The organism is Tistlia consotensis USBA 355 (assembly GCF_900177295.1).
GTDB classification, from domain to species: domain Bacteria; phylum Pseudomonadota; class Alphaproteobacteria; order Kiloniellales; family DSM-21159; genus Tistlia; species Tistlia consotensis.
Window position 1 is genome coordinate 21,926 of record NZ_FWZX01000034.1, and the last position, 24,066, is coordinate 45,991.

The window sequence follows — 24,066 nt, forward strand, 5'->3', positions numbered from 1 at the left end:
AAGGCGGTCGCCGGCACGGCCGTCGGGAAGACACCTACCGGAGCTTCCGGTATCCTGGTCGGCTCGAATCGAGTCGCCGAGACGGGGCCATGGTCAGGGGACCGGGCCGATCGGGGCTGTGCGGGGGTTTCCATGACGATGGACTGGGACAAGCTGAGGATCTTCCATGCCGTTGCCGAGGCGGGCAGCTTCACGCACGCCGGCGAGCAGCTGAACCTGAGCCAGTCGGCGGTCAGCCGGCAGATCAGCGCGCTGGAGGAGAGCCTGCGCGTCCCGCTGTTCCACCGTCACGCCCGCGGCCTGATCCTGACCGAGCAGGGCGAGCTGCTCTACCGCACCGCCCACGAGGTCTTCGGCAAGCTGGCGATGACCGAGGCGCTGCTCGCCGAAAGCAAGGACCGGCCCCAGGGCCTGCTCAAGGTCACCACCACCGTCGCCTTCGGCTCGACCTGGCTGGCGCCGCGCGTGCGCGAGTTCATGGAGGTCTATCCGGAGATCGAGCTGCACCTGATCCTCGACGACCGCGAGCTCGACCTCTCGATGCGCGAGGCCGACATCGCGATCCGCATGTCGCCGCCGCGCCAGGGCGACCTGATCCAGCGGCACATCCTGACCAGCCACATGCACGCCTACGCCTCGACCGGCTACATCAAGCGCTACGGCATGCCGAAGGATCCCTCGGAGCTCGACCACCACCGCCTGATCGTCTACGGCGAGGACAAGCGGCCGCCGGTGCCTGAGGTCAACTGGCTGCTCAAGGTCGGCGACCGCGACCAGTCTCCGCGCCGGGCCGTGATGACGGTCAACAACGTCTACGCGATCATGCGCGCGGTCGCCGCCGGCGGCGGCATCGGCGCCCTGCCGGAGTTCATGGTGCAGCGCGACGGCGAGCTGGTCGAGGTGCTGCCCGAGCTCGAGGGCCCGCGCATCGACGCCTACTTCGTCTATCCCGAGGAGCTGCGCGGCACCCAGCGGGTCGAGGTGTTCCGCGACTTCCTGCTCCGGGAGGTCGCGCAGACCAAGTTCTAGAGACTGGTCCGATCGCATCGAGGCGGAGCGGTCGGCGTCCCCATCTCCAGTCATCTGATTCCAGAGGGCGATTCTTCGACCGGGTCGGTTCGACCCGATCGGATCGCGCTCCAGGCACGAAAATCGGGCAGCCTGCCTGCCCGCGCGGCAGGACGTGGCGGTGCGGCCACGTAAGCGGCGTGGAGCCGGCCGAACTGTTGCAAAAATGCGACTGAGTGTAGCCATGCAACAACAGCATGCCACCACTGTCGTCTTGCAACTCGACAGGCCCGGCCTTCCGTCCCATCTTCGGATCACAGGATGCTGCGTCGCAGCATCATCAGGGGCCCCGATCTCTCTCCCCCCGATCGCGATCGGCGCCCCGACGGGACCGCTACGGCGGCCCCGACGTCTCCCAGACGTGAAGCCTCCCTGTTCAACTTGCCGGGCCCTAGTGGCCCGGCATTTTTTTTGCGCGCCAGGCGGGTGGCGGGCCCCGGCAAAGCAGAAGGGGCGCCCGCGGGGGCGCCCCTTCCCGAACTCTCGCCCGGATCCGTGCCGTGCGGATCCGTCGTCCGGCCGCGCTACTCGACGGCCTGGATCACGACGCGGCGGTTGGCCTGCAGCCGCTGGCCGTCCGGCGTCGGCACCGCCGGCCGGCTCTCGCCGTACCACTCGGTGTCCAGCACCCTCGGGCTCAGGCCCTGCGCCTTGAGCGCGCTGGCGACGCGCTCGGCACGGCGGCGCGACAGCTGCTCGTTGTAGGCGGCGCTGCCCGAGCGGTCGGCGTAGCCCTTGACCTCGACGTTCTTCAGCTTCCAGGTCTGCATGCTCGCGGTCAGCTCGTCGACCTTCCGCTGCGCCTCGGGTGTCAGCTTGGCCTTGTCGAAGTTGAAGTAGAGCGTCTCGTTCATGCTCTTCAGGTCGGGCTGCTTCGGCGCCGGCACGGCCGCCTGCTGCGGGACCGGCTGCTGCTTCCTCGCGATGTCGAGAAACAGCGGGTGCGGCGCCTTGTCGCCGACCACGTCGCTGGCCGCCCACTGCTGCTGGCCGGAGGCCTTCGGCAGATAGGGATCGACCATCGGCCTGGTCACCCGCGGATCGGCGGTCGTCGTATCGATGGCGTCGACCTCCGGGCCGTTCGCCTGCATGCCGACCGGGTTGGCGGCGATGTAAACCGGCTGCTGGCCGTTCACGTAGAGCTGAGCGTGCGCCATGCCGGCACCCGCCAGCATCAGGCCAGTCGCTGCGGCGGCAGTCGTAACAAGAAGGAACTTACGCATCCTTGATCTGCTCCTTTCGGTGCATCCGTGATGGTTCGTTCCCCAGAGCCCCAGGGCGTCGCGCGCCCATGACTGCCGATCTAGGGCAATCGGCGCCCGATCAAACCGGAATATTTTTGGCCGTAAGTGGAACTCGTGGCGGGAAAAGGTCGGAGCCTCGGCAAGACCGGCTGGATCCCGCGACCGGCGGGCGCGTCGTCGCCGCCCGCGTTGTCGGGCGGCGACGCGAAGGCCGCGCGGCGGACGAGCGGCCCGCCTGCCCTACATGTAGAGCTTCTCGCCCTCCATGCCCTTGTAGAGGTCGGCGACGTAGTCGGCGTAGCCGTTGAACAGCTGCGTCGGCACGCGCTCGTCGGTGCCGAGCACGCGCTCGCTCGCCTGGCTCCAGCGCGGGTGCGGGACCTTCGGGTTGACGTTGGCCCAGAAGCCGTACTCGGCGGGCTGGATCTCCTCCCAGAAGGTCTGCGGCCGCTGGTCGGTGAACTCGAAGGAGACGATCGACTTGACCGACTTGAAGCCGTACTTCCAGGGCGTCGCGAGGCGCAGCGGCGCGCCGTTCTGCCTCGGGATCGGCTTGCCGTAGAGGCCGGTCGCGATGAACGCCAGCTCGTTGGTCGCCTCGGCGATGGTCAGGCCCTCCGTATAGGGCCAGGGATACCAGCCGGCGCGTTGGCCGGGCATGACGTCTGAGTCTTCCAGCGTCACCATCTTCAGGTACTTGGCCGCGGACAGCGGCTTGGCGAGCTCGACCAGCCGGGCCAGCGCGAAGCCCGACCAGGGCACGGCCATCGACCAGGCCTCGACGCAGCGGTGCCGGTAGAGCCGCTCCTCGAGCGGCATCTTGGCCAGCAGGTCGTCGATGGCGATCTCGAAGGGCTTCTCGACCATGCCCTTGATGCTCACGGTCCAGGGCCGGATCGGCAGGTCCTGGGCCTCGCGCCAGATGTTCTTGGACGAGCCGAACTCGTAGTAGTTGTTGTAGGTCGTCGCCAGCTCCTCGCCGGTGACCGGGCGGTCGAGCCGGTAGCGCATGTTCTGCTTGGCCGGATAGAGCTTGGCGGAGGGGTCGGCTTCCTCGGCGGCCGCGGGCGACGCGCCGCGGCCCGCGAGCAGCGCGCCGGCGCCGAGCAGGATCGGCCCCGCCGCGAGTCCGGCGATCAGCCGCCGCCGCTGACGGAAGACCGACTCCGGCGTCGCCTGGCTCTCCGGCAGTTCCCAGCCGCGCTTGCGCTTGATGAGCATCGCTCTGCCTCCAGTGGTTTCCTCCTACCTAACCCTCGGGCCCGGCGGGACGAAATCAACTGCGCGCGAGCGCCGCGTGGCCGGGCCGTGATCGCGGAACGGGCGCCGGCGGCAGCGGAACCGCCGCGGCGCCCGCGTCGGCCGTCAGTCCTCGGCCGTGGCGATCGGACCGTCGCGGTAGAGGTACTCCTTCAGCATGCCGGCGAAGTCGTCGCTGTTGCGGCGCATCCACTCCAGGACCATCGTGGCGTGCTCCATCTCTTCGCGCATGTTGTGGAGCAGGATCTCCTTCAGCGCCTCGTCCTCGCAGTCGTCGGCGCGCTGCTGGTACCAGTCGACCGCCTCCATCTCCTCGATCAGCGAGACGATGGCGTGGTGCATGGTCAGGGTCTTCTCGGACAGGCGCTCGCGTGGCGCGTGCAGGCCTTCGCTGGACATGCTGATTCTTCCCTTTCTCGGCACGGAATTCGGTCGGGACGCCGTGTTGCGACGCCGGTGGCGAAGGTAGCGAAGCCTCCGGTCGTGACAAGCCCCCGGAAGGGCGACGCCTGCCGTGCCGCGCCCCGGACAGGGGAGGCGAGGCACGGCGTCGCGGGGTCAGGCGGCCGTGGCGCGCAGCATCCAGGCGGCCTTCTCGTGGGCGGCCATGCGCTGGGTCAGCAGGTCGACCGTCGCCTCGTCGGTCGCACTCTCGGCGGCCGGGAAGACCGCCCGCGCGCTGCGGGCGACCGCCTCGTTGTCGGCGGCCAGCTGCTCGACCATCTCGCGGGCCGAGGGCACGCCCTCGGCCTCCTCGATGCTGGCCAGGGCGGCAAAGGCCTTGTAGCTGCCGGGCGCCGGGAAGCCGAGGATGCGGATCCGCTCGGCGACCTCGTCGACGGCCGCCGCCAGCGCCGTGTACTGCTCCTCGAACAGCCGGTGAAGCTGCGGGAAGCCGGGGCCGGTGACGTTCCAGTGGTAGTTGTGGGTCTTCAGGTAGAGCGTGTAGCTGTCGGCCAGGACCTTCGACAGGCCCTCGGCGATCACCTTGCGGTCCTCGGCCGCGATGCCGGTGTTCAGCGACATGTTCCATCTCCTTCCGTCTGCGGCGCGCGGCGCGCCATTGATCAAGGAGATGGCTATGGAATAACCTCTTGCAAGTCTCTTTAGAGATATTCCAGACTTTGCGGCAAGGCGGCCGGCGAGGCCCCGTCCGACGCTCGGGGCCCCGCCTTTCCGGCTGTCGGAGCGCCTACTGGGCGGCCTCGACGCGGTGCTGCTCGACGACCTTGTCGGCGAGCTTGCCGTGCAGCTCCTGCAGGTGGTCGTGGCGCCAGGTGAAGCTGCCCACCCCCTGGGTCAGAGAGCGCAGCTCGACGATCAGGTCGAGCAGCTCGGCCTGCGGCAGGTGCGCCTTGACCTCGTCCCAGCCGGCCCAGCCCTCGCGGGCGTCGAAGCCGAGGATCTGGCCGCGCCGGCCGCTGATCAGGCCGTGGACCCGGTTGGTGAAGTCGCTCGGCACGAAGACCGAGACCTCGCAGATCGGCTCCAGCAGCACCGGATCGCAGTCCGGCAGGCCCTCGCTCATGGCCAGGCGCCCGGCGGTGCGGAAGGCCATCTCCGAGGAGTCGACGGCATGGAACTGGCCGTCGAACAGCGTGACCTCGAAGTCGACCACCGGGAAGCCGAGCGGCCCGCGCTTGGCGTAGTCCTGGATGCCGTGCTCGACCGCGGGGATGAACTGCTTGGGGACCGCGCCGCCGACGATCTTGTTGTGGAACTGGAAGCCCTCGCCGCGCCCGGTCGGCGCGATCTTGACCTTGATATCGGCGAACTGGCCGTGGCCGCCGGTCTGGCGCTTGTGCCGGGCGTGGTGCTCGGTGCCCTTGCGGATCGTCTCGCGATAGGCCGGGGTCGGCGCGCGGGTCGCGACCTCGACGTTGTACTTGCTCTTCAGGCGCTCGACGGCGATCTGCAGGTGGATCTCGCCCTGGCCCCAGAGCCTGAGCTCGTTGGCGTCCTGGTCGTGCTCCAGCGACAGCGAGGCGTCCTCCTCGATCAGCTTGGCGATCGAGGCGGTCAGCTTGACCTCGTCCTCGCGCTTGGCCGGCTCCAGCGCCATCGCATAGACCGGCGCCAGCGGCTCCGGCCAGGGCAGGCCCGACTCCTCGACCCGGCCGGCCGAGGTCACCAGGTCGCCGGTCTTCAGCGAGTCGACGCGGCCGAGGCCGATCAGCTCGCCGGGCCCGGCCTCGCTGGCCTTCTCGCTGCTGCCGCCCTGCAGGCGGAACAGGCCGGACGGCCGCTCGCCGCCGATCGTCGCGCCCTCCTTGAGGCCGCCGCGCCAGATGCGCAGCAGCGAGATGCGGCCGGTGTGCGCCAGGTGGAAGGTCTTGACCACCGTCGCCGCCAGCGTCTCGTCGGCCGGGATGCCGAGCCGCTCGGCGGTCGCCTCGACTGGCGGCGCCTCGTGGCGCAGCGCCTTGAACAGGCGGTGGATGCCGTGGTCCTGCTCGGCCGAGCCGAACAGCAGCGGCACGATCAGGTCGTCGCGCAGGTCCTTGGTCAGCTGGGCGTAGACCTCGTCGCGGGCCGGCTCCCTGTCCTCGAGCAGCTGCTCGAGCAGACCGTCGTCGAAGTCGGCGAGCGCTTCCAGCAGCTCACGGCGCGCCTCGCTCTCGCGCTCCCTGACCGTCTCCGGCATCTCGATCAGCGACGAGGGCTTGTTCGGCTCGTAGTGCCAGGCGCGCTCGCTGACCAGGTCGACGAAGCCGGTGACGCTGTCGCCCTCGCGGATCGGCACCTGGCGCAGCACCAGGGGCCGGTTGGAAACCGCCTGGAAGGCGGCCAGCAGCTCGCGCACGCGCACGTTCGCGCGGTCCATCTTGTTGACGAAGACCAGGTGCGGGATCTGCCAGTCGTCGAGGAACTTCAGGATCGGCGTCAGGGCCACCGCCTTGGCCGGCTCCGGCTCGGCGACGACGATCGCGATGTCGGCCGCCATCAGCGTGTTCATCGCCTCCTGGCCCAGCTCGACCGAGCCGGGGCAGTCCAGGAAGGTCCAGCGGTCGCCCAGGTAGTCGCAGGACGCGACGTTGACCTCGACGGTCATCTGCCGCGCGCGCGCCTCGGCGGAAGCGTCGCCGACCGTGTTGCCGTCGGTCACCTTGCCCTTGCGCGGCGTCGCCCCGGCGGCGTTCAGCAGGGCCTCGAGCAGCGAGGTCTTGCCCGCCGTGTAGGGACCCACCAGCACGGCGCAGCGCGCCGTCGATCTACCTCCAGCCATGGCTTCCTCCCGTGGACGTGCGTGGTCCTTTTCCGCACACCCGGGACGGCCCGCCGTTCGACCGGACCCGGCGTTCCCGAGTCGCGTTTCTTCTGGTCCGTCCATGCTTTCAAGGGGGCACCGGCTTGACAAGAAGAATCACCCCGAGTCCCCTCCCGCGCGCTATCATCGGCGATCAAGAAGAACGCCGGCGCCGCCCGACCGCCCTCCGCCCGGCTGCCGGGCCAGGCGTCGCGACCGGAATGGGAGGATTGACGATGTGCCGCATCTTCGCCGGGCAGGACCCGGCGAGCTATGAGCCCGTCACGCGCTCGGTCAGGCTCGCCGGGCATGCCACCTCGATCCGCCTCGAAGCCGCCTTCTGGCTGATCCTCGACGAGATCGCCGCAGGCCAGGGCCTGTCGACGCCGCGCTTCCTCTCGGTGCTCTACGACGAGGTCCTGGAGCTGCACGGCGAGGTGCACAACTTCGCCTCGCTGCTGCGGGTGTCCTGCATGAAGTATCTCGCCGGCCACCGGCCGGCGGCCGCGGAGGCGGCCGAGCTGACGCCCCAGGCGGCCGAGTAGCCGGGCCCGCCGCCGGCCGGTTTCGGCTGTAGTATCCGGCTACTACCAGCGCGCGTCGCGCGACGCCTAGGCTTCCTGCCGAGAGACGGCAGGAGGGAGGCGCTGCATGGCGAAGGCGATCCACACGATGATCCGGGTTCTCGACCTGGAGCGCTCCATCGACTTCTACGGCAAGGCCTTCGGCCTGACCGTCGCGGACCGCTACGACTTCGACGGCTTCTCGCTGGTCTACCTGCGCAACGCCGAGAACGACTTCGAGGTCGAGCTGACCTGGAACGCCGACCAGGCCGAGCCCTACAGCCACGGCAGCGGCTACGGCCACCTCGCCGTGGTGGTCGACGACGCGGCCGCCGAGCGGGCCCGCTTCGAGGGCCTCGGCCTGGAGCCCAAGGAGGTCAAGGAGTTCCACCGCGACGGCGCGCTGATGGCGCGCTTCTTCTTCGTCCAGGACCCGGACGGCTACAAGATCGAGGTACTCGAACGCCACGGCCGCTACCGCTAGCGGGCCGGGGCTTCGCGCGCCCGGCAAGCGGAACAAAACAAGCTCGCAGACAAAACAAAAAGCGGGCGCCAACAGGAGGAGACGAGAGATGACACGGAAAGGAATGAACCGACGCCAGTTCCTGCAGGGCAGCGCGCTGGCGACCGCCGCGGCCCTCGGCAGCGGCGCCCTGGCCGGCGCCGCGCGGGCGCTGGCCGCCGAGCTCGAGCTCAGCACCCTGGACCCGAAGACCGCGGCCGGCCTCCTGGTCATGACCCGGCGGATCTATCCGCACGACACCCTGGCCGACCAGTACTACGGCGGCGTGGTCGAGGCCCTCGACGAGGCCGCCAAGGCCGATCCGGCCGTGGCGGCGCTGCTCAAGGACGGCGTCGCCGGCCTCGACCTGCCGATGGAGATGGCCTTCCTCGAGCTCTCCGAGGGCAACCAGCTCAAGGTGCTGACCGGCCTCGCCGGGACGCCCTTCTTCCAGAAGGTCCGCGGCACCGCGGTGGTCGCGCTCTACAACAACGAGCTGGTCTGGCGGCACTTCGGCTACGAGGGCGCCTCCTTCCCCTACGGCGGCTACCTGCATCGCGGCTTCGACGACCTGGCCTGGCTGCCGCAGCCGCCGGAAGACGCCAGCCCGAAGGCCGAGTGAGGGGGGAGGAACGATCATGGCTACCTACGACCTGACCGACGATTCCGTCGTCGTCATCATCGGCTCGGGCGCCGGCGGCGGCACCCTGGCCAACGAGCTCTGCCAGAAGGGCGTGCCGGTGGTGCTGCTGGAGGCCGGCCACCGCTACACCATCGACGACTTCCACAACAACGAGTGGGAGGCCTTCGGCCAGCTGTCCTGGCTCGACAAGCGCACGACCTCCGGCACCTGGCGGGTCGCCCACGACTTCGCCGGCCTGCCGGCCTGGATCTGCAAGACGGTCGGCGGCTCGACGGTGCACTGGGCCGGCGCCTCGCTGCGCCTGCAGGCCCACGAGTTCAAGACGCGCACGACCTACGGCGAGATGGAGGGCGCCAACCTGCTCGACTGGCCGCTCGACCTGGCCGAGCTCGAGCCCTACTACGCCCGCGCCGAGGACAAGATGGGCGTGACCCGCACCAACGGCATCCCGGGCCTGCCGGGCAACAACAACTTCAAGGTGATGTACGAGGGCGCGACCCGGATCGGCTACAAGCAGGTCCATACCGGCCGCATGGCGATCAACAGCCGGCCGCGCGACGGCCGCGGCTCCTGCCTGCAGCTCGGCTTCTGCTTCCAGGGCTGCAAGTCCGGCGCCAAGTGGTCGACGCTCTACACCGAGATCCCGAAGGCCGAGGCGACCGGCAAGCTGGAGCTCCGGCCGCAGTGCCAGGCCCTGCAGATCCAGCACGGCCCCGACGGCAAGGTGACCGGCGTGCTCTACGCCGACAAGGACGGCCAGCAGCAGGTCCAGAAGGCCCGCGCCGTGGCCGTCGCCGGCAACTCAATCGAGTCGCCGCGGCTGCTGCTCAACTCGGCGACCAGCCAGTATCCGGACGGCCTCGCCAACTCCTCGGGCCAGGTCGGGCGCAACTACATGCGCCACACCACCGGCTCGGTCTACGCGGTCTTCGACCGGCCGGTGAACATGTACCGCGGCACGACCATGGCCGGGATCATCCAGGACGAGGCGGGGCACGATCCGTCGCGCGGCTTCGCCGGCGGCTACGAGATGGAGACCCTGTCGCTCGGCCTGCCGTTCATGGCCGCCTTCCTCGACCCCGGCGCCTGGGGCCGCGAGTTCACCGACGCCATGGACCACTACGACCACATGGCCGGCATGTGGATCGTCGGCGAGGACATGCCGCGCGGCGAGAACGGCGTGACCCTGCACGCGACGGAGAAGGACCAGTTCGGCCTGCCCGTGCCGAACGTCAACTTCGACGACCACCACAACGACGAGGCCATGCGCAACCACGCCTACAAGCAGGGGCGCGCGGTCTACGAGGCGGTCGGAGCCACCCGGGTCTACGAGGTGCCGCCCTACCCCTCGACCCACAACCTCGGCACCTGCCGGATGAGCGAGAAGGCCAGGGACGGCGTCTGCAACAAGTGGGGCCAGACCCACGACCACGCCAACCTCTTCATCTCCGACGGCAGCCAGTTCACCACCGGCGGCGCCGAGAACCCGACCCTGACGATCGTCACGCTGGCGATCCGCCAGGCCGAGTACATCACCGACCAGATGGGCAAGAACGCGATCTGACGGACCTGCGGGGGGCTATGGCGGATCGGGATGGCAGCCCCGACGCCGCAGCCCCTCGCACCCCCTGGCGCGACCCCGGGCGGACCGGCTATCAAGCCGGCCCATGAGCAGCAAGAGCTACGACGTGGTCGTCATCGGCGGTGGGGTCATCGGCTCCGCCGTCGCCTACTGGCTGGCCGCCGAGCCGGCCTTCGCCGGCCGGCGCGTGCTGGTCGTGGAGCGGGACTCGAGCTACCAGGAGTGCTCGACCGGACGCTCCGCGGGCGCCATCCGACAGCAGTTCTCGACCAGGGAGAACATCGAGATCTCGCTGTTCGGGGCGCAGTTCATCAAGAACGTCGGCGACTGGCTGGCGGTCGACGGCGAGGCGCCGGCGCTGTCCTTCCGCGAGAACGGCTTCCTGTTCCTGGCCTCGGCCGAGGGTTGGCCGATCCTCGAGGCGAACCACCGGCTGCAGAAGGATCTGGGCGCCGACAACGCGCTGCTGCCGGCGCCGGCGCTCAAGGAGCGCCTGCCCTGGCTCGAGGTCGAGGACCTCGCCGGCGGCTGCCTCGGCCTCTCGATGGAAGGCTGGCTCGACCCCTTCAGCCTGCTCCAGGGCTTCCGCCGAAAGGCGCGCGCACTCGGCGCGGACTATGTCGAGGACACGGTGGTCGGGGTCTCGGTCGAGAACGGCCGCGCGACCGGCGTCACCCTGGCCTCAGGCGAGACGATCGCCGCCGGCTGGGTCGTGAACGCCGCCGGCCCCCGCTCGCGCGACATCGCGGCGATGGCCGGGCTCGCGCTGCCGGTCGCACCGCGCAAGCGCCAGGTCTTCGTCTTCGACTGCAAGACCCACATCCCGACCATGCCGCTGGTCATCGATCCCTCGGGCCTCTACTTCCGGCCGGAGGGCGCGGGCTACATCTGCGGCATCGCGCCGAAGGAGGGCGAGCCGGACCCCGACAGCCTCGACCTCGAGGTCGACTGGACGCCCTTCGAGGAGATCCTCTGGCCGGGCCTGGCCGCGCGCGTGCCGGCCTTCGAATCGATCAAGCCGACCGGCGCCTGGGCCGGCCACTACTCGGTCTGCCTGCTCGACCACAACGCCGTCCTCGGCCCGCATCCCGAGCTGCCGAACTTCCTCTTCGCCAACGGCTTCTCCGGCCACGGCCTGCAGCAGAGCCCGGCGGTCGGCCGCGGCATCATGGAGCTGATCGTCCACGACGGCTGGCGGAGCCTCGACCTCTCGCGCTTCGGCTACGAGCGCATCCTCCGGAACGAGCCGGTGCTCGAGCGCAACGTCGTCTGAGGCTCCTCCCCCGGCGTGACCGAGCCCTGCGCGCCCGGCGCTGGCCGCGGGCGCCGGCGATCCGCTACCCTTCGGGCCAACGCGCGGCTCAAGGCTCTGAGGAGGAGACATGCTGCTCGGCTGCATCGGCGACGACTTCACCGGCTCCAGCGACCTGGGCTCGACCCTGGTCAAGGAGGGCTTCCGCACGGTCCAGTACTGCGGCGTGCCGGAGCGGGACGCCGAGCCGGACGTCGAGGCCGGCATCGTCGCCCTGAAGTCGCGCACCTGCCCGGCGAACGAGGCGATCGCCGACAGCCTGGCCGCGCTCGACTGGCTGAGGCGCCAGGGCTGCCGCCAGTTCTTCTTCAAGTACTGCTCGACCTTCGACTCGCGGCCCGACGGCAACATCGGCCCGGTCGCCGAGGCCCTGATGAAGGAGCTCGGCGCCGACCGAGCGCTGTTCTGTCCGGCCTTCCCGGCCAACGGCCGGCGGATCTTCCAGGGCCACCTCTTCGTCGGCGACAGGCTGCTCAGCGAGTCGGGCATGGAGCGGCATCCGCTGACGCCGATGACCGATCCGGACATCCGGCGCTGGCTGGCGCTGCAGACCACGCTCGGCGTCGGCCACGTGCCGCTGCAGACGATCCGGCAGGGGCCCGCTGCGGTCGCCGCCGCGCTCGACGGCGAGGTCGCGGCCGGCCGGCCCTTCGTCGTGCTCGACGCCGTGGCCGACGAAGACCTCAGGATCATCGGCAAGGCGGCCGCCGGCGTCACCCTGGTCACCGGCGGTTCCGGCGTCGCGCTCGGCCTGCCGGCGAACTTCCGCGACCAGGGCGCCGCCGGTGAGCACGAAGGCACCGCCGGCTGGCACGCGGTCGAGGGACCGGCCGTCGTGCTCTCCGGCTCCTGCTCGACGGCGACCCGCGGCCAGGTCGCGGTCTACGCCGAGCGGCATCCCTCCCTCGCCGTCGACCCGGAGCAGGTGCTGTGCGGCAAGGAGACCGCCGACTCGGTCGCCGAGTGGGTCGCGGAGCATCTCGACGATGCCCCGCTGGTCTACTCGACCGCCGATCCGGAGGCAGTCGGCGCCGCCCAGTCGGCCTACGGGCGAGACCGGGTCGCGGCGGCGATCGAGCGCTTCTTCGCCGGCCTCGCCGCGACCCTGGACGCCCGCGGCGTACGCCGCTTCGTCGTCGCCGGCGGCGAGACCTCGGGCGCGGTGACCGCCGCGCTCGGCGCCGGGAGCCTGCGCATCGGCCCGGAGATCGCGCCCGGCGTGCCGGCGCTGCTCGACGACGCCGGCCGCGGCCTCGCGCTCAAGTCCGGCAACTTCGGCGCGCCCGACTTCTTCGAGCGCGCGCTCGGCGTGCTCGCTTCCGGCGCATGAGCGCGGAAGCGGCGCTGCGCGAGGCGATCTGCGGCTTCGCGAAGTCGCTCTTCGAGCGCGGCCTGACCAGCGGCGCCTCGGGCAACATCTCGGCGCGCCTGCCCGACGGCGGCCTGCTGGTGACCCCAACCGGCTCCTCCTTCCGCGATCTCGACCCGGCGCGGCTCAGCCGCTTCGACGCCGCGGGCACGCTGGTCGAGGGCGACAGGCCGACCAAGGAGATGGCGCTGCACGGTGCCTTCTACGAGACGCGGCCCGGGCGCACCGGCGCCGTCGTGCACCTGCATTCGACCCACTCGGTGGCGCTCTCGCTGCTGCCGGAGACCGACCCCGAGAACGCCCTGCCGCCGCTGACCGCCTACGCGGTGATGAAGCTCGGCAAGGTCAAGCTGCTGCCCTACTTCCGGCCCGGCGACCCGGCCATGGGCGACGCGGTCAGGGGCCTCGCCGGCAAGCGCAGCGCCGTGCTGCTGGCCAACCACGGGCCCGTCGTCGCCGGCAAGGACCTGGAGGCCGCCGTCTACGCCATGGAGGAGCTGGAGGAGACGGCGCGCCTCGCCCTGCTGCTGCGCGGCTGCAACCCGCGCCTCCTGACCGGGGCCCAGATCGCCGACGTCGTGACGACCTTCGACGTCGAGTGGAAGGACTAGGCATGCGGCCGCGGGGGATTGGGCCGGTGCCGACACGCCCCTCGACAGGCTCGGGACGAAGCGACTGTTGGGGCATGCCGCTGCCTCTGCTTCGTCCCGAGCTTGTCGAGGGGCGTGGGAGCGCGAGGCCGCCTCGATGACCGGGACTCCCGTCACCTTCCGCCCAGCGGTTCGCGCGGACATGGCGACGGTCGCCGAGCTGGCGGCAGAGTTCTTCGCCTACCTGGCGGCGCTCGGCGGTAGCGACCCGAGCTTCGACGTCGCCGCCTGCCGGGACAAGCTGGAGCGCTGCGGCTTCGGCGAGAAGCCGCTCTTCGCCATGGAGCTCGCCGAGGCCGAGGGCGGGATCGTCGGCTACGCCAACTACAACGTCGGCTTCTGGGCCGACGCCATGGAGGGCATGCTGCTGATCACCGACCTCTTCGTGACCGAGGCCTGGCGCGACCGCGGCATCGGCCGGCAGCTCATGGAGCGGCTCGCCGAGATCGGCCGGGCCGAGGGCTGCGGGCGGGTGATGTGGACGGTGTGGGACCGCAACCCGTCGGCGATCCGCTTCTACGAGCGGCTCGGCGGCCGGCCGATCGACGACGAGATCCTCTACAGCTGGCCGATCGGCTGACCCGACGCACTGGCCGGACGCCGGGCCCGGACGGCAGAACGCCGCCGGCCGAGAGGGGCAGCCGGCGGCGTCTGGATCCGCGATGCGGCGGGAAGGGGGAGGGCACCGCGCCGCGGAGGGGGCTCGTGCTCAGCTGCTCGCGTGGACCGTGCCCGCGTGGACCAAGCTCGCGTGGACCAGGCTCGCGACCACGTGGTGGGGAGGCCTGTGGGCCCCGGCCGCGAGGGCGGCAACCGTGCCCAGCGCGATCACGACGACCAGACCGAAGGCGATGGCGTTGCCCAGGAAGGCCTGCTTCACGGCTCGCGTCCTCCTCGTCCCGAGTCAGAGGAGGAGTCTGCATCGCCGCGCCTTGCCGCGTCCTGTCCGCCGGATGAACTCGCGTCCACCTTGCGGGCGGACGCCCCGCCCGCTCAGATCGAGTGCGCCTCCAGGGTCGCCGGGTGGAAGACCTCCTCGAGGGCGAGGCGGCGGCTGGAAAGGCCCTGCCGGTGGTGGTGGTCGAGGAAGGTCTCCAGGGTGCTGCGGTTCGCGGCCACGCCGTAGGACCAGTAGTCCTCGCCCATCAGGACCCTGGCGGCGGCGAGCTGCTCCTCGACGAAGGGCAGCGTGACCTTGGTTGCCGAGGTGTCGGCGAGCAGCTTCAGCGCCGCCGCCTTCGACTGGCCGAAGGCCTTGAGCAGGGCCGCCGGCAGCCAGGGCTGGGCCTCGGCGATCTCGCGCCTGAGGCCGAGCAGGTGCATGACCGGGAAGATGCCGCTGCGGCGGTAGTAGTCGGCCGCCGCCGCGGTCGGGTCGCGGAACAGGCGGCGCACCTGGGGGTGGCCCTGGTCGAAGCAGGACAGCGTGCGCGGGCCCATGAAGCCGTCGATCTCGCCGGCCGCCAGCAGCTCGTTGAGGGATTTGCCTTCCGGCGCCTGCTCCAGGCGGATCTCCGGCGGCAGCTTCAGGGGGATCTTCTCGGGCCGACCCGGGGTCTCCATGCCGCCGCGCACCCAGGTGACGTCCGACGGCTTCACGCCGTGGTCGTCCTCCAGCAGGGCGCGGGCCCAGACGTTGGCGGTCAGCTGGTACTCGGCCAGGCCGATCCGCTTGCCCTTGAGGTCCGAGGGATCCTCGATGCCCTTGTCGTCGCGCACGTAGATCGAGGTGTGGCGGAAGGCGCGGCTGAGGAAGGCCGGGATCGCGACGTAGGCCGGGGCGCCCTTGTCGACCGTCACCAGGTAGGAGCTGAAGGACAGCTCGCAGATGTCGAACTCCCGGTGCCGGAAGGCGCGGAAGAAGATCTCCTCCGGCGACAGGGTCATGAAGACCGGGTCGACGCCGTCGATCTGCACGCGGCCGTCGATCAGCGGGCGGTTGCGGTCGTAGTCGCCGATGGCGACCGAGAGCCGGAGCTTGGACAAGGTCGGGTTCCTCCCCTCAGATTCGGTGCGTCGTCACCCCTCACCCTCCCGCTTCGCGGGCCCCTCCCTCTCCCCCAAGGGGCGAGGGAACAGGGAGAGCGCCTGTTTCATCCCTCGCCCCTTGGGGGAGAGGGAGGGGCCCACGCGAAGCGTGGGAGGGTGAGGGGTAGATTCCTCTCATTCGCCCCGATAGGGCACCTGCAGCGTCATCATGATCTCGCGCCGCTCGGCGGCCGAGCGCAGGATGCCGTGGCAGACCTCGAGCGAGGCCAGGCCCCAGGCGCCGCTGTGCAGGGGCGCGCGGTCCTCGACGACGGCGGCCCAGAGCTCGTCCATGACCTCCCGGCGCGGCACCTCGGGCGCCGGGATCGGCCGCTCCTCGATGGCCTCGTCGCCGTAGACCAGCAGCCGGTCGGGCAGCGGCCGCAGGTCCGCCTTCTCGCAGCTCGCCAGCAGGAAGCCGAAGTGCTCGTGGGCCGCCGGCAGCGGCGGCTCCCGGTCGCCGGCCCCGCCGCCGCCCGATCCGCCATAGGTGCGGGTGCGCTTGAGCGCCGCCTCCTCCGCCGCCGAGGCGAGCCCCCTCAGCGCCCGGCGCGCCCGGCCGTAGCCCGCCGGCGACTTGCGGCTGCCGAGCTCGCCGAACCAGCCCATCAGCTCGTCGGAATCGAAGCGCGCGTAGCCCGAATAGGTCAGCGAGGCGAAGGCGCCGTCCTCGAAGTCCAGGAGCAGCGCATAGGCGCCCTCGGTCGGCCGCTCCGGATCCCAGTCGCCGGTCATGGCCCGCACTGAGCGGACCAGGCCGCCGCCGAGCAGGCGGACGACGTCGATCTGGTGCACCGCCTGGCTGAAGACCACGCCGCCGCCCTCGGCCGTCACCAGCTCCTCGGGCCGGCGCGGACGATAGAGGAAGTCGGTGTAGTTGAGCGCCTGGATCATGCGCACCCGGCCGACCGCGCCGCTGTCGATCAGGGCGCGCGCCTCCAGCACCGGCCGGTCGAAGGAGTGGCTGGGGCCGACGATCAGGTGGATGCCCGCCGTCTCCGCCGCCGCGACCATCGCCTTGCCGTCCTCCAGCGAGACCGCCAGGGGCTTCTCGACCAGCAGGTGCTTGCCGGCCGCCGCCGCCTGGGCGACCTGCTCGGCGTGGAACTGGTGAGGGCTGGCGACGTAGATCGCCTCGACCTCCGGGTCGGCGCAGAGCTCGGCCATGGTGGCGTAGGCGCGGCCGCCGAAGTCCCGGACGAAGCGCGCCCGCCCGGCCTCGCCCGGCGTCGCCGCCGCGACCAGCCGGAAGCGCGCGTCGCGCCGGAAGGTCGGCAGCATCAGCATGAAGGCGCGGCCGAGGCCGCAGATCCCGAGCCGGACCTGCCGGCCCGCCTCCCTGCCGCCGCTCACCACTCCAGCACCAGCTCGTCGGAGCGCGCGCGCGACACGCAGATCATGATGTGGCCGGCCTGCTCCTCGTCGGTCAGCACCATGTCGCGGTGGTCCGGCTCGCCGGCGACGAGCTTCGTCCGGCAGGAGCCGCAGGTACCGCTCTCGCAGGAGCTGGGCAGGCGGTGGCCGGCGGCGCGCAGGGTCTCCAGGATCGTCCTGTCGGCCGGGATCTCGACTGTCTCGCCGGTCCTGGCGTTGCGCACCGTGAAGGCCCTGTCGTCCGGCTTGACCGCCGGCACGTCGCCGGCGAAATCCTCGAAGTGGATGGCGCCCGGCGGCCAGTGGCCGGTCATGCCGCGCACCTCCTCCATCAGCGGCTTCGGGCCGCAGCAGTAGACCTGGGCCCTGCCGGGCTTCTCGAAGACCACCCAGAAGTCGTAGACCCGGTCGGGGTCGCCCTCGTCGTGATGGATCACGACCCGGCCCTTCAGCTCCGGCGCCTGCAGCTCCTCCCGGAAGGCGGTCAGCTCGGGGCTGCGCGTGCAGTAGATCAGGCGGAACCTCGCCTCGCCTTCCCGCGCGACCTTGCGGACCATCGAGAGGATCGGCGTGATGCCGATGCCGCCGGCGACGAAAAGGTACTCCGGCGCCTCGACCAGCGGGAAGCGGTTGATCGGCAGCGAAACCGGCACGCTGTCGCCTTCCTGCACGCCCTCGATCAGGCTGGTCGAGCCGCCACGGCCCGAGCGCTCCTGCTTGACCCCGAGGACGTAGCGGTCGCGCTCCTCGGGGTCGTTGCTCAGCGAGTAGGTGCGGCGCGCGCCCGAGGGCGTCTCCACCGTGACGTGGCAGCCGGCCTCGAAAGGCGGCAGCTCGCCGCCGTCCGGATCGACCAGCTCGAACTGCCAGATGTCGGGCGTCAGCTGCCGCTTGCTGCGCACCAGCAGCGGCCGCAGCTCCGCCACGGTCGTCTCTTCCGCCATTCGGCGTCTCTCCCGGTCGGCTCGGACCCTGGGCGCCATCTCGCCGGCCGAAGCCGCGGGGCGCCCTTGAACTTGATCTTAGATATCTAAATTGAAGCGTCAAGCGATTGACCACACCTTCTTAGATATCTAAAATTTAGGCCCGGATGCGCGAGCAAGCGACGGAAGGTGGGAGGACTGCATGCTGACGGCCGAAGAGAACGACCTGCTCTGCCGGGTCGAGAACGGCGCCCCGATGGGCAGGCTGATGCGCCAGCACTGGGTGCCGGCGCTGCTGTCCGAGGAGGTCGCGGAGCCCGACGGCAAGCCGGTGCGCGTGCGCGTGCTGGGCGAGAACCTGGTCGCCTTCCGCGACAGCGAGGGCCGGGTCGGGGTGCTCGACGAGCTCTGCCCGCACCGCCGCGCCTCGCTGGTCTACGGCCGCAACGAGGAGTGCGGCCTGCGCTGCCTCTACCACGGCTGGAAGATGGACGTGGAGGGCAACGTCGTCGAGATGTCCTCCGAGCCGCCCGAGAGCCCGCTCAGGGAGAAGGTCAAGCACAAGGCCTACCCGACCCGCGAGGCCGCCGGCTTCGTCTGGATCTGGATGGGCGAGGCCGAGGCGATGCCCGCGTTCGAGCGGCCGCCCTTCTCGCCCGGTGAGGACACCAAGGTCTCGATCCTGAAGATCAGGGTGCCCTGCAACTGGGCGCAAATCACCGAGGGCCAGATCGATTCGGCGCACTCCTCCAGCCTGCACTCCTCCGACATGGTGCCGGCTCGGGTCGAGAGCGCCGGGGCCACCGAGACCAACTGGCTCAGGCCCTCGACCGACAAGTCGCCGCGCCTGCAGGCCGAGCGCACGCCCTACGGCTTCCGCTACGCCGCGATCCGCCGGCCGATCAAGAACGCCGCGACCCACGACTACGTCCGCATGACCGTCTTCGTCGCGCCCTTCATCTCGCTGATCCCGCCGAACAGCTCCTACAACGTCGCCAGCGTGATCGTGCCGGTCGACGACGAGACCACGGCCTTCCACTTCATCGCCTGGGGCGGCGCGAGCTGCCCGGACACCGAGACCTGGCGCAAGTTCAACAGCGCGCGGCCCGGCATCGACCTCGACGCCGACTACAACTGCCTGCGGACGCTGGAGAACGACTTCGGCCAGGACCGCCAGGCGATGAAGGCCGGCAACTTCACCGGCATCAAGGGCATCCCGAACCAGGACATCGCGATGTGGGTCTCGATGGGCGCCATCGTCGACCGCACCAGGGACACGCTGGGCGCCAGCGACCTCGCGATCGTCGAGTTCCGCCGCCTGATGGTCGAGGCGGCCCGCCAGGTCGGGTCCGGCGGCCCGGCGATCGGCACCACAGAGCCGCGGATCCCGCAGGTCGAGATCGCCTCCTACCAGGGCATCGTGCCGAAGACGACCGACTGGCGCACGCTCGGCGGCGGCAGCGGCGAGGCGGAGACGCGCAAGGCGAGCTGAGCGGGGCGTTCCCCCGATGGCTTCGTCCTGAGCCTGTCGAAGGGCGAAGCCATTCCGGCGCGGCCGGAGCCTCCTTCTCTCCCCTACCCCTCCTCCCCGCCCCGGCCGCGACGGCCGAGCGAGCGGGTCGAGGGCATGCGCTGGCCCTGGTCGAGGGCGGCGGCCTCGTCGACCGCGAGGTTCTGGATCATCGCCAGCAGCACGCGCCGGGTCGTCTCGACCTCGGCCGGCGGCACGCCCTCGACCGACATGGCGTTGACCTGCTCGGCGAGCGGCACCAGCACCTTCTCGAGGCGCCGGCCCTGCTCGGTCAGGAAGATGTGCAGCTTGCGCCGGTTGCCCTCGGGATGGCGGCGCACGACGTAGCCGAGCTCCTCCATCCTGAGGATCGCCGAGTGGGTCGTCGGCTCCATCAGGCCGGCCTGGACGCTGAGGTCGCGCTGGGTGATGCCGTCGCGCGCCCAGAGGATGCGCAGGAAGGACCAGTGGCCGAAGGAGACGCCGTGCTCGGCGAGGCGCAGCTGCAGCGCCCGGGTCAGGCCGCGCGCGGCGTCGCGCACCAGGTGCGCCAGGCGGTCGTTCGGCACGGCCTCGCGCCAGTGCGCGAGGATCGCCTGAGTGGTCTGGTCGGTCGGCTTCACGGGGTGCTTCGGCATCGCTCGTCGGCACCGGGAGGAGGGGAACAGCCCTCACTAAGCCGATGCCGGCCGGAGCCGGTCAAGGTTCGGGGTCCAGCCGGGGCCTCGGGGCCCCTCACCCTTCCGGCGCTCCGGCCTCGCGCTTCCACAGCTCCCAGGCGCGCTGGACCTGGCCGCTGTTGGTCGCGGTCGTCGCCGCCGCCTCTCCGGCGGTCAGGTAGGTGACCGGCCCGAAGGGCAGCGCGCGCAGCAGCACGTCGGCGTTCATCTTGGTGTAGACCGAGCGGAACACGGCGATCGCCAGGGACTCGCCGACCAGCGTCGCGCCGTGGCCGCGCATCAGCGCGACCGGCGCCCCGCCCAGCGACTCGGCGAGCGCGCGGCCGAGCGCGTTGTCGCGGATCAGCAGGTCGCTCGCCGGCCCCGCCGTCTCGCGGATCTCGAAGACCGGCAGGCCGGCCTCGCCGCCCCCGCCGCCGCCCGCGCCGTCTCTGGCGAAGTCGCCCAGGAAGCCGGCCATGTGCCAGACCGGCCGGAGCGCCAGGCCCTCGACGATGCCGAAGGGCAGCAGGTCGGGGGCGTGGCTGTGCACGACCGCCTGGACGTCGGGGCGCGAGCGGTAGATCTCGCCGTGCAGGAAGCGCTCCAGGTAGACCCGGCGGCCGGCGGCGTCGACCGGCGTGCCGTCCAGGTCGAACTCGACGATGTCGGCCCCGGTGACCAGGCCGGGCGCCATGTTGCGCGACAGCAGGAAGCGGTCGGGCGCCTTGTCGTGACGCACCGAGACATGGCCGAAGGCGTCGACGACGCCGTGGCGCGCGAGGATGCGGTTGGCGGCGACCAGGTCGTCGAGCAGCGCCGGGTCGGCGGGCGGCGCCGGGCGCCCGCGATCCTCGGCGCTGGCCGAGGCCCCGCCCCGGCTGCCGTCGTCCTGAAGCCTGTCGCACATGCCGCCGTCTCCCTGTCTGCGCCGAGGCACGCCGCCGCCAAGCTGTCGTTGACTTGGATCAAGCGGGCTCGGTAGAGTGATTCAAAATTAGACCTCTAAGATCATGCTTCGCGAGACGCGGTCGGGGGTCAACAACAAATCGAAACGAAAACAACGGGAGGAACCTGAGACATGATCACGACGAGAAGGTCGCTGCTCGCCGCCGTCGCCCTCGCCGCAGGGGCGGCGCTGGCGCTGCCCGGCCCGGCTCAGGCCGGCTACAACCTGACGCTCTGCGGGGCGAGCCCGGGCGGCCTCTGGTCGCTGCTCGGCGCCGGCATCGACGGCGCGCTCAAGGCCGCGCTGCCCGGCTCGACGGTCACCTACCAGACCTCGGGCGGCGGCTTCGCCAACGTCGTGCAGCTCGACCAGGGCAAGTGCGACCTGGCGATCATCCACGACGCCGAGGCGACCGCGGCGATCAAGGGCCAGGAGCCCTTCAAGGCGCCGGTCGACTCGATGCGGACGGTCGCGGTGCTCTACACCTGGGCGCCCGAGCAGCTCATCATGCGCAAGGACTACGCCGAGGAGCACGGCATCAAGACGATGGAGGACATCGGCAAGCAGAAGCTGCCGATCAACATCCTCCTGAACCGCCGCGGCAACGTGGTCAGCGCGATCGGCGCCTCGATGCTCGACGCCGCCGGCGCCGGCGTGAAGGACATCGAGTCCTGGGGCGGGACGGTGACCTACGCCGCCTCCAAGGAGCAGGGCGAGATGATGCGCGACCGGCGCGCCGACGCCCTGCTCAACTCGCTGTTCGTCAACCACCGCTCGATCCAGCAGCTGCAGACCTCGCTGCCGGTCGTGCTGATCCCGATTACCGACGCGACGGCCGACGCGGTCACCAAGGAGTGGTCGATCAACCGCTTCACGATCCCGGCCTCGGCCTATTCCTGGAACGACAAGGACGTGCTGACCGTCACGGTCTCGGCGCAGCTCTTCGTCCGCAAGGACGCCGATCCCAAGATGGTCACCGACCTGACCACGGCGCTGGTCGAGCACATCGACGCCCTGCAGGGCGTGCACAAGGCGATGCGCCCGCTCGACGCCAAGCTGATGGCGAGCGCCAAGGCGGTGCCGTACCACCCCGCCGCCGCCGCGGTCTACAAGGCCAAGGGCCTGCAGTAGCAGGCGCCGGGCGGCGCCCCCGGTGCCGCCCGGACTGCCGCCGCCCCGACCGGCCGTCCCGACGAGAATCCGACCCAACTCCGCCCGACAGGAGCCGTCCGCCGTGTCCCTTCTCGGTCTGGCTTTCGACACCGGCACCCGGCGCCGTCCGCAGGGTCCGCTGGGCCATGCCATCCGCCTGTTCGCCGCCGGCACCGCGGTCTGGACCGTCTATGCCGCGGCCTGGTCGAAGGGCGACGCGCTGTCCCTGACCATCACCTTCCTGTCGCTGATGCTGGTCATGACCTTCCTGCTGATCGGGCCGAGCGCCAAGTCCGATGCCGAGCAGGTCAAGGCCGTCGACCTGCTGCTGGCGCTGCTCTCGGCAGCCTGCGGCATCTACTTCATGACCGAGGCCGACGCGATCGCGGTGCGCATCACGCTGCTCGATCCGCTGAGCCAGGGGGACGTCGTCTTCGGCTCGCTGCTGATCCTGCTGGCGATCGAGGCGATGCGGCGCACGGTCGGCCTCGGCCTGACCGCGATCGTCTGCGTCTTCATCCTCTACAACCTGTTCGGCGACCGGCTCGGCGGCCCGCTGAAGCACGGCGAGATCTCGCTGGCCCACTTCCTCGACATCATGGTGCTGACGACCGACGGCCTGTTCGGCGTGCCGCTCCGGGTCGCCGCGACCTATGCCTTCCTCTTCGTCATGTTCGGCACGACCCTGGCCAAGACCGGCGGCGCCGACTTCTTCTTCAATCTCGCCGCCTCGCTGACCGGCAAGACGCGCGGCGGGCCGGCCAAGATCGCGGTCATCTCCTCGGCGCTCTACGGCACCATCTCGGGCAGCCCGACCTCCGACGTCGTGACGACCGGCGCGGTCACCATCCCGATGATGAAGAAGCTCGGCTACAAGGCCGCCTTCGCCGGCGCCGTCGAGGTCGCGGCCTCGACCGGCGGCAGCCTGCTGCCGCCGGTGATGGGCGCCGCCGCCTTCATCATGGCCGAGTACACCGGCATCCCCTACGTCGAGATCGCCTTCGCCGCGATCATCCCGGCGCTGCTCTACTACCTGCCGATCTATCTGCAGGTGCACCTGCGCGCCGAGCGCATCGGCCTGCGCGGCATGACCGAGGACGAGATCCCCTCGGTGCGCAAGACCCTGCGCGAGGGCGGCCTGTTCCTGGTGCCCCTGGCGGTCATCACCTGGTCGCTGGTCGAGGGCTACACGCCGACCTACGCCGCGCTCTACGGCACCGGCGCCGTGCTGATCGTCTCGAGCCTGCGCCGCGCGACCCGCCTCAACCCGCGCAAGATCTACGAGATCCTGGCCGAGACCAGCCTGCGCATGGTCGCGGTGGCCGGCGCCTGCGCCGCGGCCGGCCTGGTCATCGGCGGCATCACCATGACCGGCCTCGCCTCGAAGTTCAGCAACCTGGTGTTCCTGATCTCCGGCGCCAACCAGTTCGTCTCGCTGGTCCTGGCCGGCCTGCTGACCCTGCTGCTCGGCCTCGGCATGCCGACGCCCTCGGCCTACATCCTGGCCGCCGTGCTGGTCGCCCCGGTGATGAAGAATCTCGGCATCGAGGTCATGGCCGGGCACCTCTTCCTGCTCTACTTCGCGGTCATGTCGGCGATCACGCCGCCGGTCGCGGTCGCGGCCTACGCCGCCAGCGCCATCGCCGACGAGAACCCGCTGAAGATCGCCGTGCAGGCCGTGCGCATCGCGCTCGCCGCCTTCTTCGTGCCCTTCGCCTTCGTCTACAGCCCGGCCCTGCTGCTGCAGGGCAGCTGGATCGAGACCGCGGTCGCGACCGTCACGGTGGCTGCCGCGCTCTGCCTGCTGGTGGTCGCGGCCGAAGGCTACTGGAAGGTCGCGATCGGCGCTCTGTCGCGCCTCGCGCTGCTGGCCGCCGGCCTGCTGCTGCTCTCGGTCCAGCCGGTTGCCGTGGCGGTCGGCGTCGCGCTCTTCGTCCTGGTCGTGCTGTTCGAGCGGCGCGGCCTGCGCGCCGCGGCGCCGAGCCCCTCTGCGGAGCCCGACTGAGCGGCCGGGCGGCCTCGACGGCGCGC

23 protein-coding genes are annotated in these 24,066 nt (G+C 70.8%); 12 read left to right on the forward strand and 11 right to left on the reverse strand.

Annotated features, from left to right (window positions below; translation table 11 throughout):
* Nucleotides 1–138 precede the first annotated feature (138 nt).
* Nucleotides 139–1,029: a LysR family transcriptional regulator gene (locus tag B9O00_RS27150; RefSeq protein ID WP_085125906.1), complete on the forward strand. Its 891-nt coding sequence runs from the start codon at nucleotides 139–141 to the stop codon at nucleotides 1,027–1,029.
* Between the two features lie 563 nt (nucleotides 1,030–1,592).
* Here B9O00_RS27150 and B9O00_RS27155 read toward each other — a convergent pair.
* The 5 genes from B9O00_RS27155 to B9O00_RS27175 all read right to left on the reverse strand — a co-directional run bounded on the left by B9O00_RS27155 (nucleotide 1,593) and on the right by B9O00_RS27175 (nucleotide 6,798).
* The gene (locus tag B9O00_RS27155; protein ID WP_159460345.1) at nucleotides 1,593–2,243 is read right to left on the reverse strand and encodes an OmpA family protein; all 651 of its coding nucleotides are present in this window, start codon (nucleotides 2,241–2,243) and stop codon (nucleotides 1,593–1,595) included.
* Nucleotides 2,244–2,552: 309 nt separating this feature from the next.
* Entirely contained in the window at nucleotides 2,553–3,533 is a 981-nt protein-coding gene (gene msrP / locus B9O00_RS27160) for a protein-methionine-sulfoxide reductase catalytic subunit MsrP (RefSeq protein ID WP_085125864.1), read from the reverse strand.
* 144 nt (nucleotides 3,534–3,677) lie between these two features.
* Nucleotides 3,678–3,971 carry a ferritin family protein gene (locus B9O00_RS27165; RefSeq protein WP_085125865.1) on the reverse strand — a complete coding sequence of 98 codons (294 nt, stop codon included), beginning with the start codon at nucleotides 3,969–3,971 and terminating at the stop codon, nucleotides 3,678–3,680.
* Nucleotides 3,972–4,130: 159 nt separating this feature from the next.
* Nucleotides 4,131–4,598 (reverse strand): Dps family protein, encoded by a 468-nt coding sequence (locus B9O00_RS27170; RefSeq protein WP_085125866.1) that lies wholly within the window; start codon nucleotides 4,596–4,598, stop codon nucleotides 4,131–4,133.
* Between the two features lie 166 nt (nucleotides 4,599–4,764).
* Nucleotides 4,765–6,798 carry an elongation factor G gene (locus B9O00_RS27175; RefSeq protein WP_085125867.1) on the reverse strand — a complete coding sequence of 678 codons (2,034 nt, stop codon included), beginning with the start codon at nucleotides 6,796–6,798 and terminating at the stop codon, nucleotides 4,765–4,767.
* Nucleotides 6,799–7,055: 257 nt separating this feature from the next.
* Here B9O00_RS27175 and B9O00_RS27180 point away from each other — a divergent pair, with 257 nt between their 5' ends.
* The 8 genes from B9O00_RS27180 (at nucleotide 7,056) to B9O00_RS27215 (ending at nucleotide 14,020) form a co-directional block, all read left to right on the forward strand.
* On the forward strand, nucleotides 7,056–7,364 hold the full coding sequence (locus B9O00_RS27180; RefSeq protein WP_085125868.1) for a ribbon-helix-helix domain-containing protein: 309 nt from the start codon (nucleotides 7,056–7,058) through the stop codon (nucleotides 7,362–7,364).
* A 106-nt stretch (nucleotides 7,365–7,470) separates the two neighbouring features.
* The gene (locus B9O00_RS27185; RefSeq protein ID WP_085125869.1) at nucleotides 7,471–7,866 is read left to right on the forward strand and encodes a VOC family protein; all 396 of its coding nucleotides are present in this window, start codon (nucleotides 7,471–7,473) and stop codon (nucleotides 7,864–7,866) included.
* 88 nt (nucleotides 7,867–7,954) lie between these two features.
* Entirely contained in the window at nucleotides 7,955–8,506 is a 552-nt protein-coding gene (locus B9O00_RS27190; RefSeq protein WP_143596360.1) for a twin-arginine translocation signal domain-containing protein, read from the forward strand.
* A 16-nt stretch (nucleotides 8,507–8,522) separates the two neighbouring features.
* A complete protein-coding gene (locus B9O00_RS27195) occupies nucleotides 8,523–10,091 on the forward strand; it encodes a GMC family oxidoreductase (RefSeq protein WP_200808679.1) in 1,569 nt (522 codons plus the stop codon).
* A 103-nt stretch (nucleotides 10,092–10,194) separates the two neighbouring features.
* Nucleotides 10,195–11,382, forward strand: coding sequence for an NAD(P)/FAD-dependent oxidoreductase (locus tag B9O00_RS27200; RefSeq protein ID WP_085125872.1), 1,188 nt, complete (start codon nucleotides 10,195–10,197; stop codon nucleotides 11,380–11,382).
* 109 nt (nucleotides 11,383–11,491) lie between these two features.
* Complete coding sequence (gene otnK, locus B9O00_RS27205) at nucleotides 11,492–12,751, forward strand: 3-oxo-tetronate kinase (protein WP_085125873.1); 1,260 nt, start codon at nucleotides 11,492–11,494, stop codon at nucleotides 12,749–12,751.
* Nucleotides 12,748–13,401, forward strand: coding sequence for a 3-oxo-tetronate 4-phosphate decarboxylase (gene otnC / locus B9O00_RS27210; protein WP_085125874.1), 654 nt, complete (start codon nucleotides 12,748–12,750; stop codon nucleotides 13,399–13,401). The genes otnK and otnC overlap by 4 nt, the downstream gene beginning before the upstream one ends.
* A gap of 136 nt (nucleotides 13,402–13,537) precedes the next feature.
* Nucleotides 13,538–14,020: a GNAT family N-acetyltransferase gene (locus B9O00_RS27215; RefSeq protein WP_143596361.1), complete on the forward strand. Its 483-nt coding sequence runs from the start codon at nucleotides 13,538–13,540 to the stop codon at nucleotides 14,018–14,020.
* Between the two features lie 129 nt (nucleotides 14,021–14,149).
* Here the strand turns inward: B9O00_RS27215 and B9O00_RS33200 are convergent, their stop codons facing one another.
* The 4 genes from B9O00_RS33200 to B9O00_RS27230 form a co-directional block, all read right to left on the reverse strand.
* Entirely contained in the window at nucleotides 14,150–14,320 is a 171-nt protein-coding gene (locus B9O00_RS33200) for a hypothetical protein (protein WP_159460346.1), read from the reverse strand.
* A gap of 113 nt (nucleotides 14,321–14,433) precedes the next feature.
* The gene (locus B9O00_RS27220) at nucleotides 14,434–15,426 is read right to left on the reverse strand and encodes an ABC transporter substrate-binding protein (protein ID WP_085125876.1); all 993 of its coding nucleotides are present in this window, start codon (nucleotides 15,424–15,426) and stop codon (nucleotides 14,434–14,436) included.
* Between the two features lie 177 nt (nucleotides 15,427–15,603).
* Nucleotides 15,604–16,821, reverse strand: a complete 1,218-nt coding sequence (locus B9O00_RS27225; protein WP_235017213.1) for a Gfo/Idh/MocA family protein — start codon at nucleotides 16,819–16,821, stop codon at nucleotides 15,604–15,606.
* A complete protein-coding gene (locus B9O00_RS27230) occupies nucleotides 16,818–17,786 on the reverse strand; it encodes a PDR/VanB family oxidoreductase (RefSeq protein ID WP_085125877.1) in 969 nt (322 codons plus the stop codon). Before B9O00_RS27230 ends, B9O00_RS27225 begins: the two co-directional genes overlap by 4 nt.
* 181 nt (nucleotides 17,787–17,967) lie before the next feature.
* Here B9O00_RS27230 and B9O00_RS27235 point away from each other — a divergent pair, with 181 nt between their 5' ends.
* Nucleotides 17,968–19,257, forward strand: a complete 1,290-nt coding sequence (locus B9O00_RS27235; protein WP_085125878.1) for a Rieske 2Fe-2S domain-containing protein — start codon at nucleotides 17,968–17,970, stop codon at nucleotides 19,255–19,257.
* An 83-nt stretch (nucleotides 19,258–19,340) separates the two neighbouring features.
* On the opposite strand, the gene B9O00_RS27240 is transcribed toward B9O00_RS27235, so the two are convergent.
* Together B9O00_RS27240 and B9O00_RS27245 are read right to left on the reverse strand one after the other, a co-directional pair.
* On the reverse strand, nucleotides 19,341–19,913 hold the full coding sequence (locus B9O00_RS27240) for a MarR family winged helix-turn-helix transcriptional regulator (RefSeq protein ID WP_085125879.1): 573 nt from the start codon (nucleotides 19,911–19,913) through the stop codon (nucleotides 19,341–19,343).
* A gap of 97 nt (nucleotides 19,914–20,010) precedes the next feature.
* Entirely contained in the window at nucleotides 20,011–20,844 is an 834-nt protein-coding gene (locus tag B9O00_RS27245; protein ID WP_085125880.1) for a class II aldolase/adducin family protein, read from the reverse strand.
* A 171-nt stretch (nucleotides 20,845–21,015) separates the two neighbouring features.
* On the opposite strand from B9O00_RS27245, the gene B9O00_RS27250 reads away from it, so the two are divergent.
* Entirely contained in the window at nucleotides 21,016–22,014 is a 999-nt protein-coding gene (locus tag B9O00_RS27250) for a TAXI family TRAP transporter solute-binding subunit (RefSeq protein ID WP_085125881.1), read from the forward strand.
* 103 nt (nucleotides 22,015–22,117) lie between these two features.
* The gene (locus tag B9O00_RS27255) at nucleotides 22,118–24,040 is read left to right on the forward strand and encodes a TRAP transporter permease (protein ID WP_085125882.1); all 1,923 of its coding nucleotides are present in this window, start codon (nucleotides 22,118–22,120) and stop codon (nucleotides 24,038–24,040) included.
* The last annotated feature ends 26 nt before the right edge of the window (nucleotides 24,041–24,066 follow it).

Bases quoted from the DNA above. Each gene is read 5' to 3' on its own strand.
- B9O00_RS27150 (WP_085125906.1), top strand. From the start codon at position 139: ATGGACTGGGACAAGCTGAGGATCTTCCATGCCGTTGCCGAGGCGGGC.
- B9O00_RS27155 (WP_159460345.1), bottom strand. From the start codon at position 2,243: ATGCTGGCGGGTGCCGGCATGGCGCACGCTCAGCTCTACGTGAACGGC.
- msrP (WP_085125864.1), bottom strand. From the start codon at position 3,533: ATGCTCATCAAGCGCAAGCGCGGCTGGGAACTGCCGGAGAGCCAGGCG.
- B9O00_RS27165 (WP_085125865.1), bottom strand. From the start codon at position 3,971: ATGTCCAGCGAAGGCCTGCACGCGCCACGCGAGCGCCTGTCCGAGAAG.
- B9O00_RS27170 (WP_085125866.1), bottom strand. From the start codon at position 4,598: ATGTCGCTGAACACCGGCATCGCGGCCGAGGACCGCAAGGTGATCGCC.
- B9O00_RS27175 (WP_085125867.1), bottom strand. From the start codon at position 6,798: ATGGCTGGAGGTAGATCGACGGCGCGCTGCGCCGTGCTGGTGGGTCCC.
- B9O00_RS27180 (WP_085125868.1), top strand. From the start codon at position 7,056: ATGTGCCGCATCTTCGCCGGGCAGGACCCGGCGAGCTATGAGCCCGTC.
- B9O00_RS27185 (WP_085125869.1), top strand. From the start codon at position 7,471: ATGGCGAAGGCGATCCACACGATGATCCGGGTTCTCGACCTGGAGCGC.
- B9O00_RS27190 (WP_143596360.1), top strand. From the start codon at position 7,955: ATGACACGGAAAGGAATGAACCGACGCCAGTTCCTGCAGGGCAGCGCG.
- B9O00_RS27195 (WP_200808679.1), top strand. From the start codon at position 8,523: ATGGCTACCTACGACCTGACCGACGATTCCGTCGTCGTCATCATCGGC.
- B9O00_RS27200 (WP_085125872.1), top strand. From the start codon at position 10,195: ATGAGCAGCAAGAGCTACGACGTGGTCGTCATCGGCGGTGGGGTCATC.
- otnK (WP_085125873.1), top strand. From the start codon at position 11,492: ATGCTGCTCGGCTGCATCGGCGACGACTTCACCGGCTCCAGCGACCTG.
- otnC (WP_085125874.1), top strand. From the start codon at position 12,748: ATGAGCGCGGAAGCGGCGCTGCGCGAGGCGATCTGCGGCTTCGCGAAG.
- B9O00_RS27215 (WP_143596361.1), top strand. From the start codon at position 13,538: ATGACCGGGACTCCCGTCACCTTCCGCCCAGCGGTTCGCGCGGACATG.
- B9O00_RS27230 (WP_085125877.1), bottom strand. From the start codon at position 17,786: ATGGCGGAAGAGACGACCGTGGCGGAGCTGCGGCCGCTGCTGGTGCGC.
- B9O00_RS27235 (WP_085125878.1), top strand. From the start codon at position 17,968: ATGCTGACGGCCGAAGAGAACGACCTGCTCTGCCGGGTCGAGAACGGC.
- B9O00_RS27240 (WP_085125879.1), bottom strand. From the start codon at position 19,913: ATGCCGAAGCACCCCGTGAAGCCGACCGACCAGACCACTCAGGCGATC.
- B9O00_RS27245 (WP_085125880.1), bottom strand. From the start codon at position 20,844: ATGTGCGACAGGCTTCAGGACGACGGCAGCCGGGGCGGGGCCTCGGCC.
- B9O00_RS27250 (WP_085125881.1), top strand. From the start codon at position 21,016: ATGATCACGACGAGAAGGTCGCTGCTCGCCGCCGTCGCCCTCGCCGCA.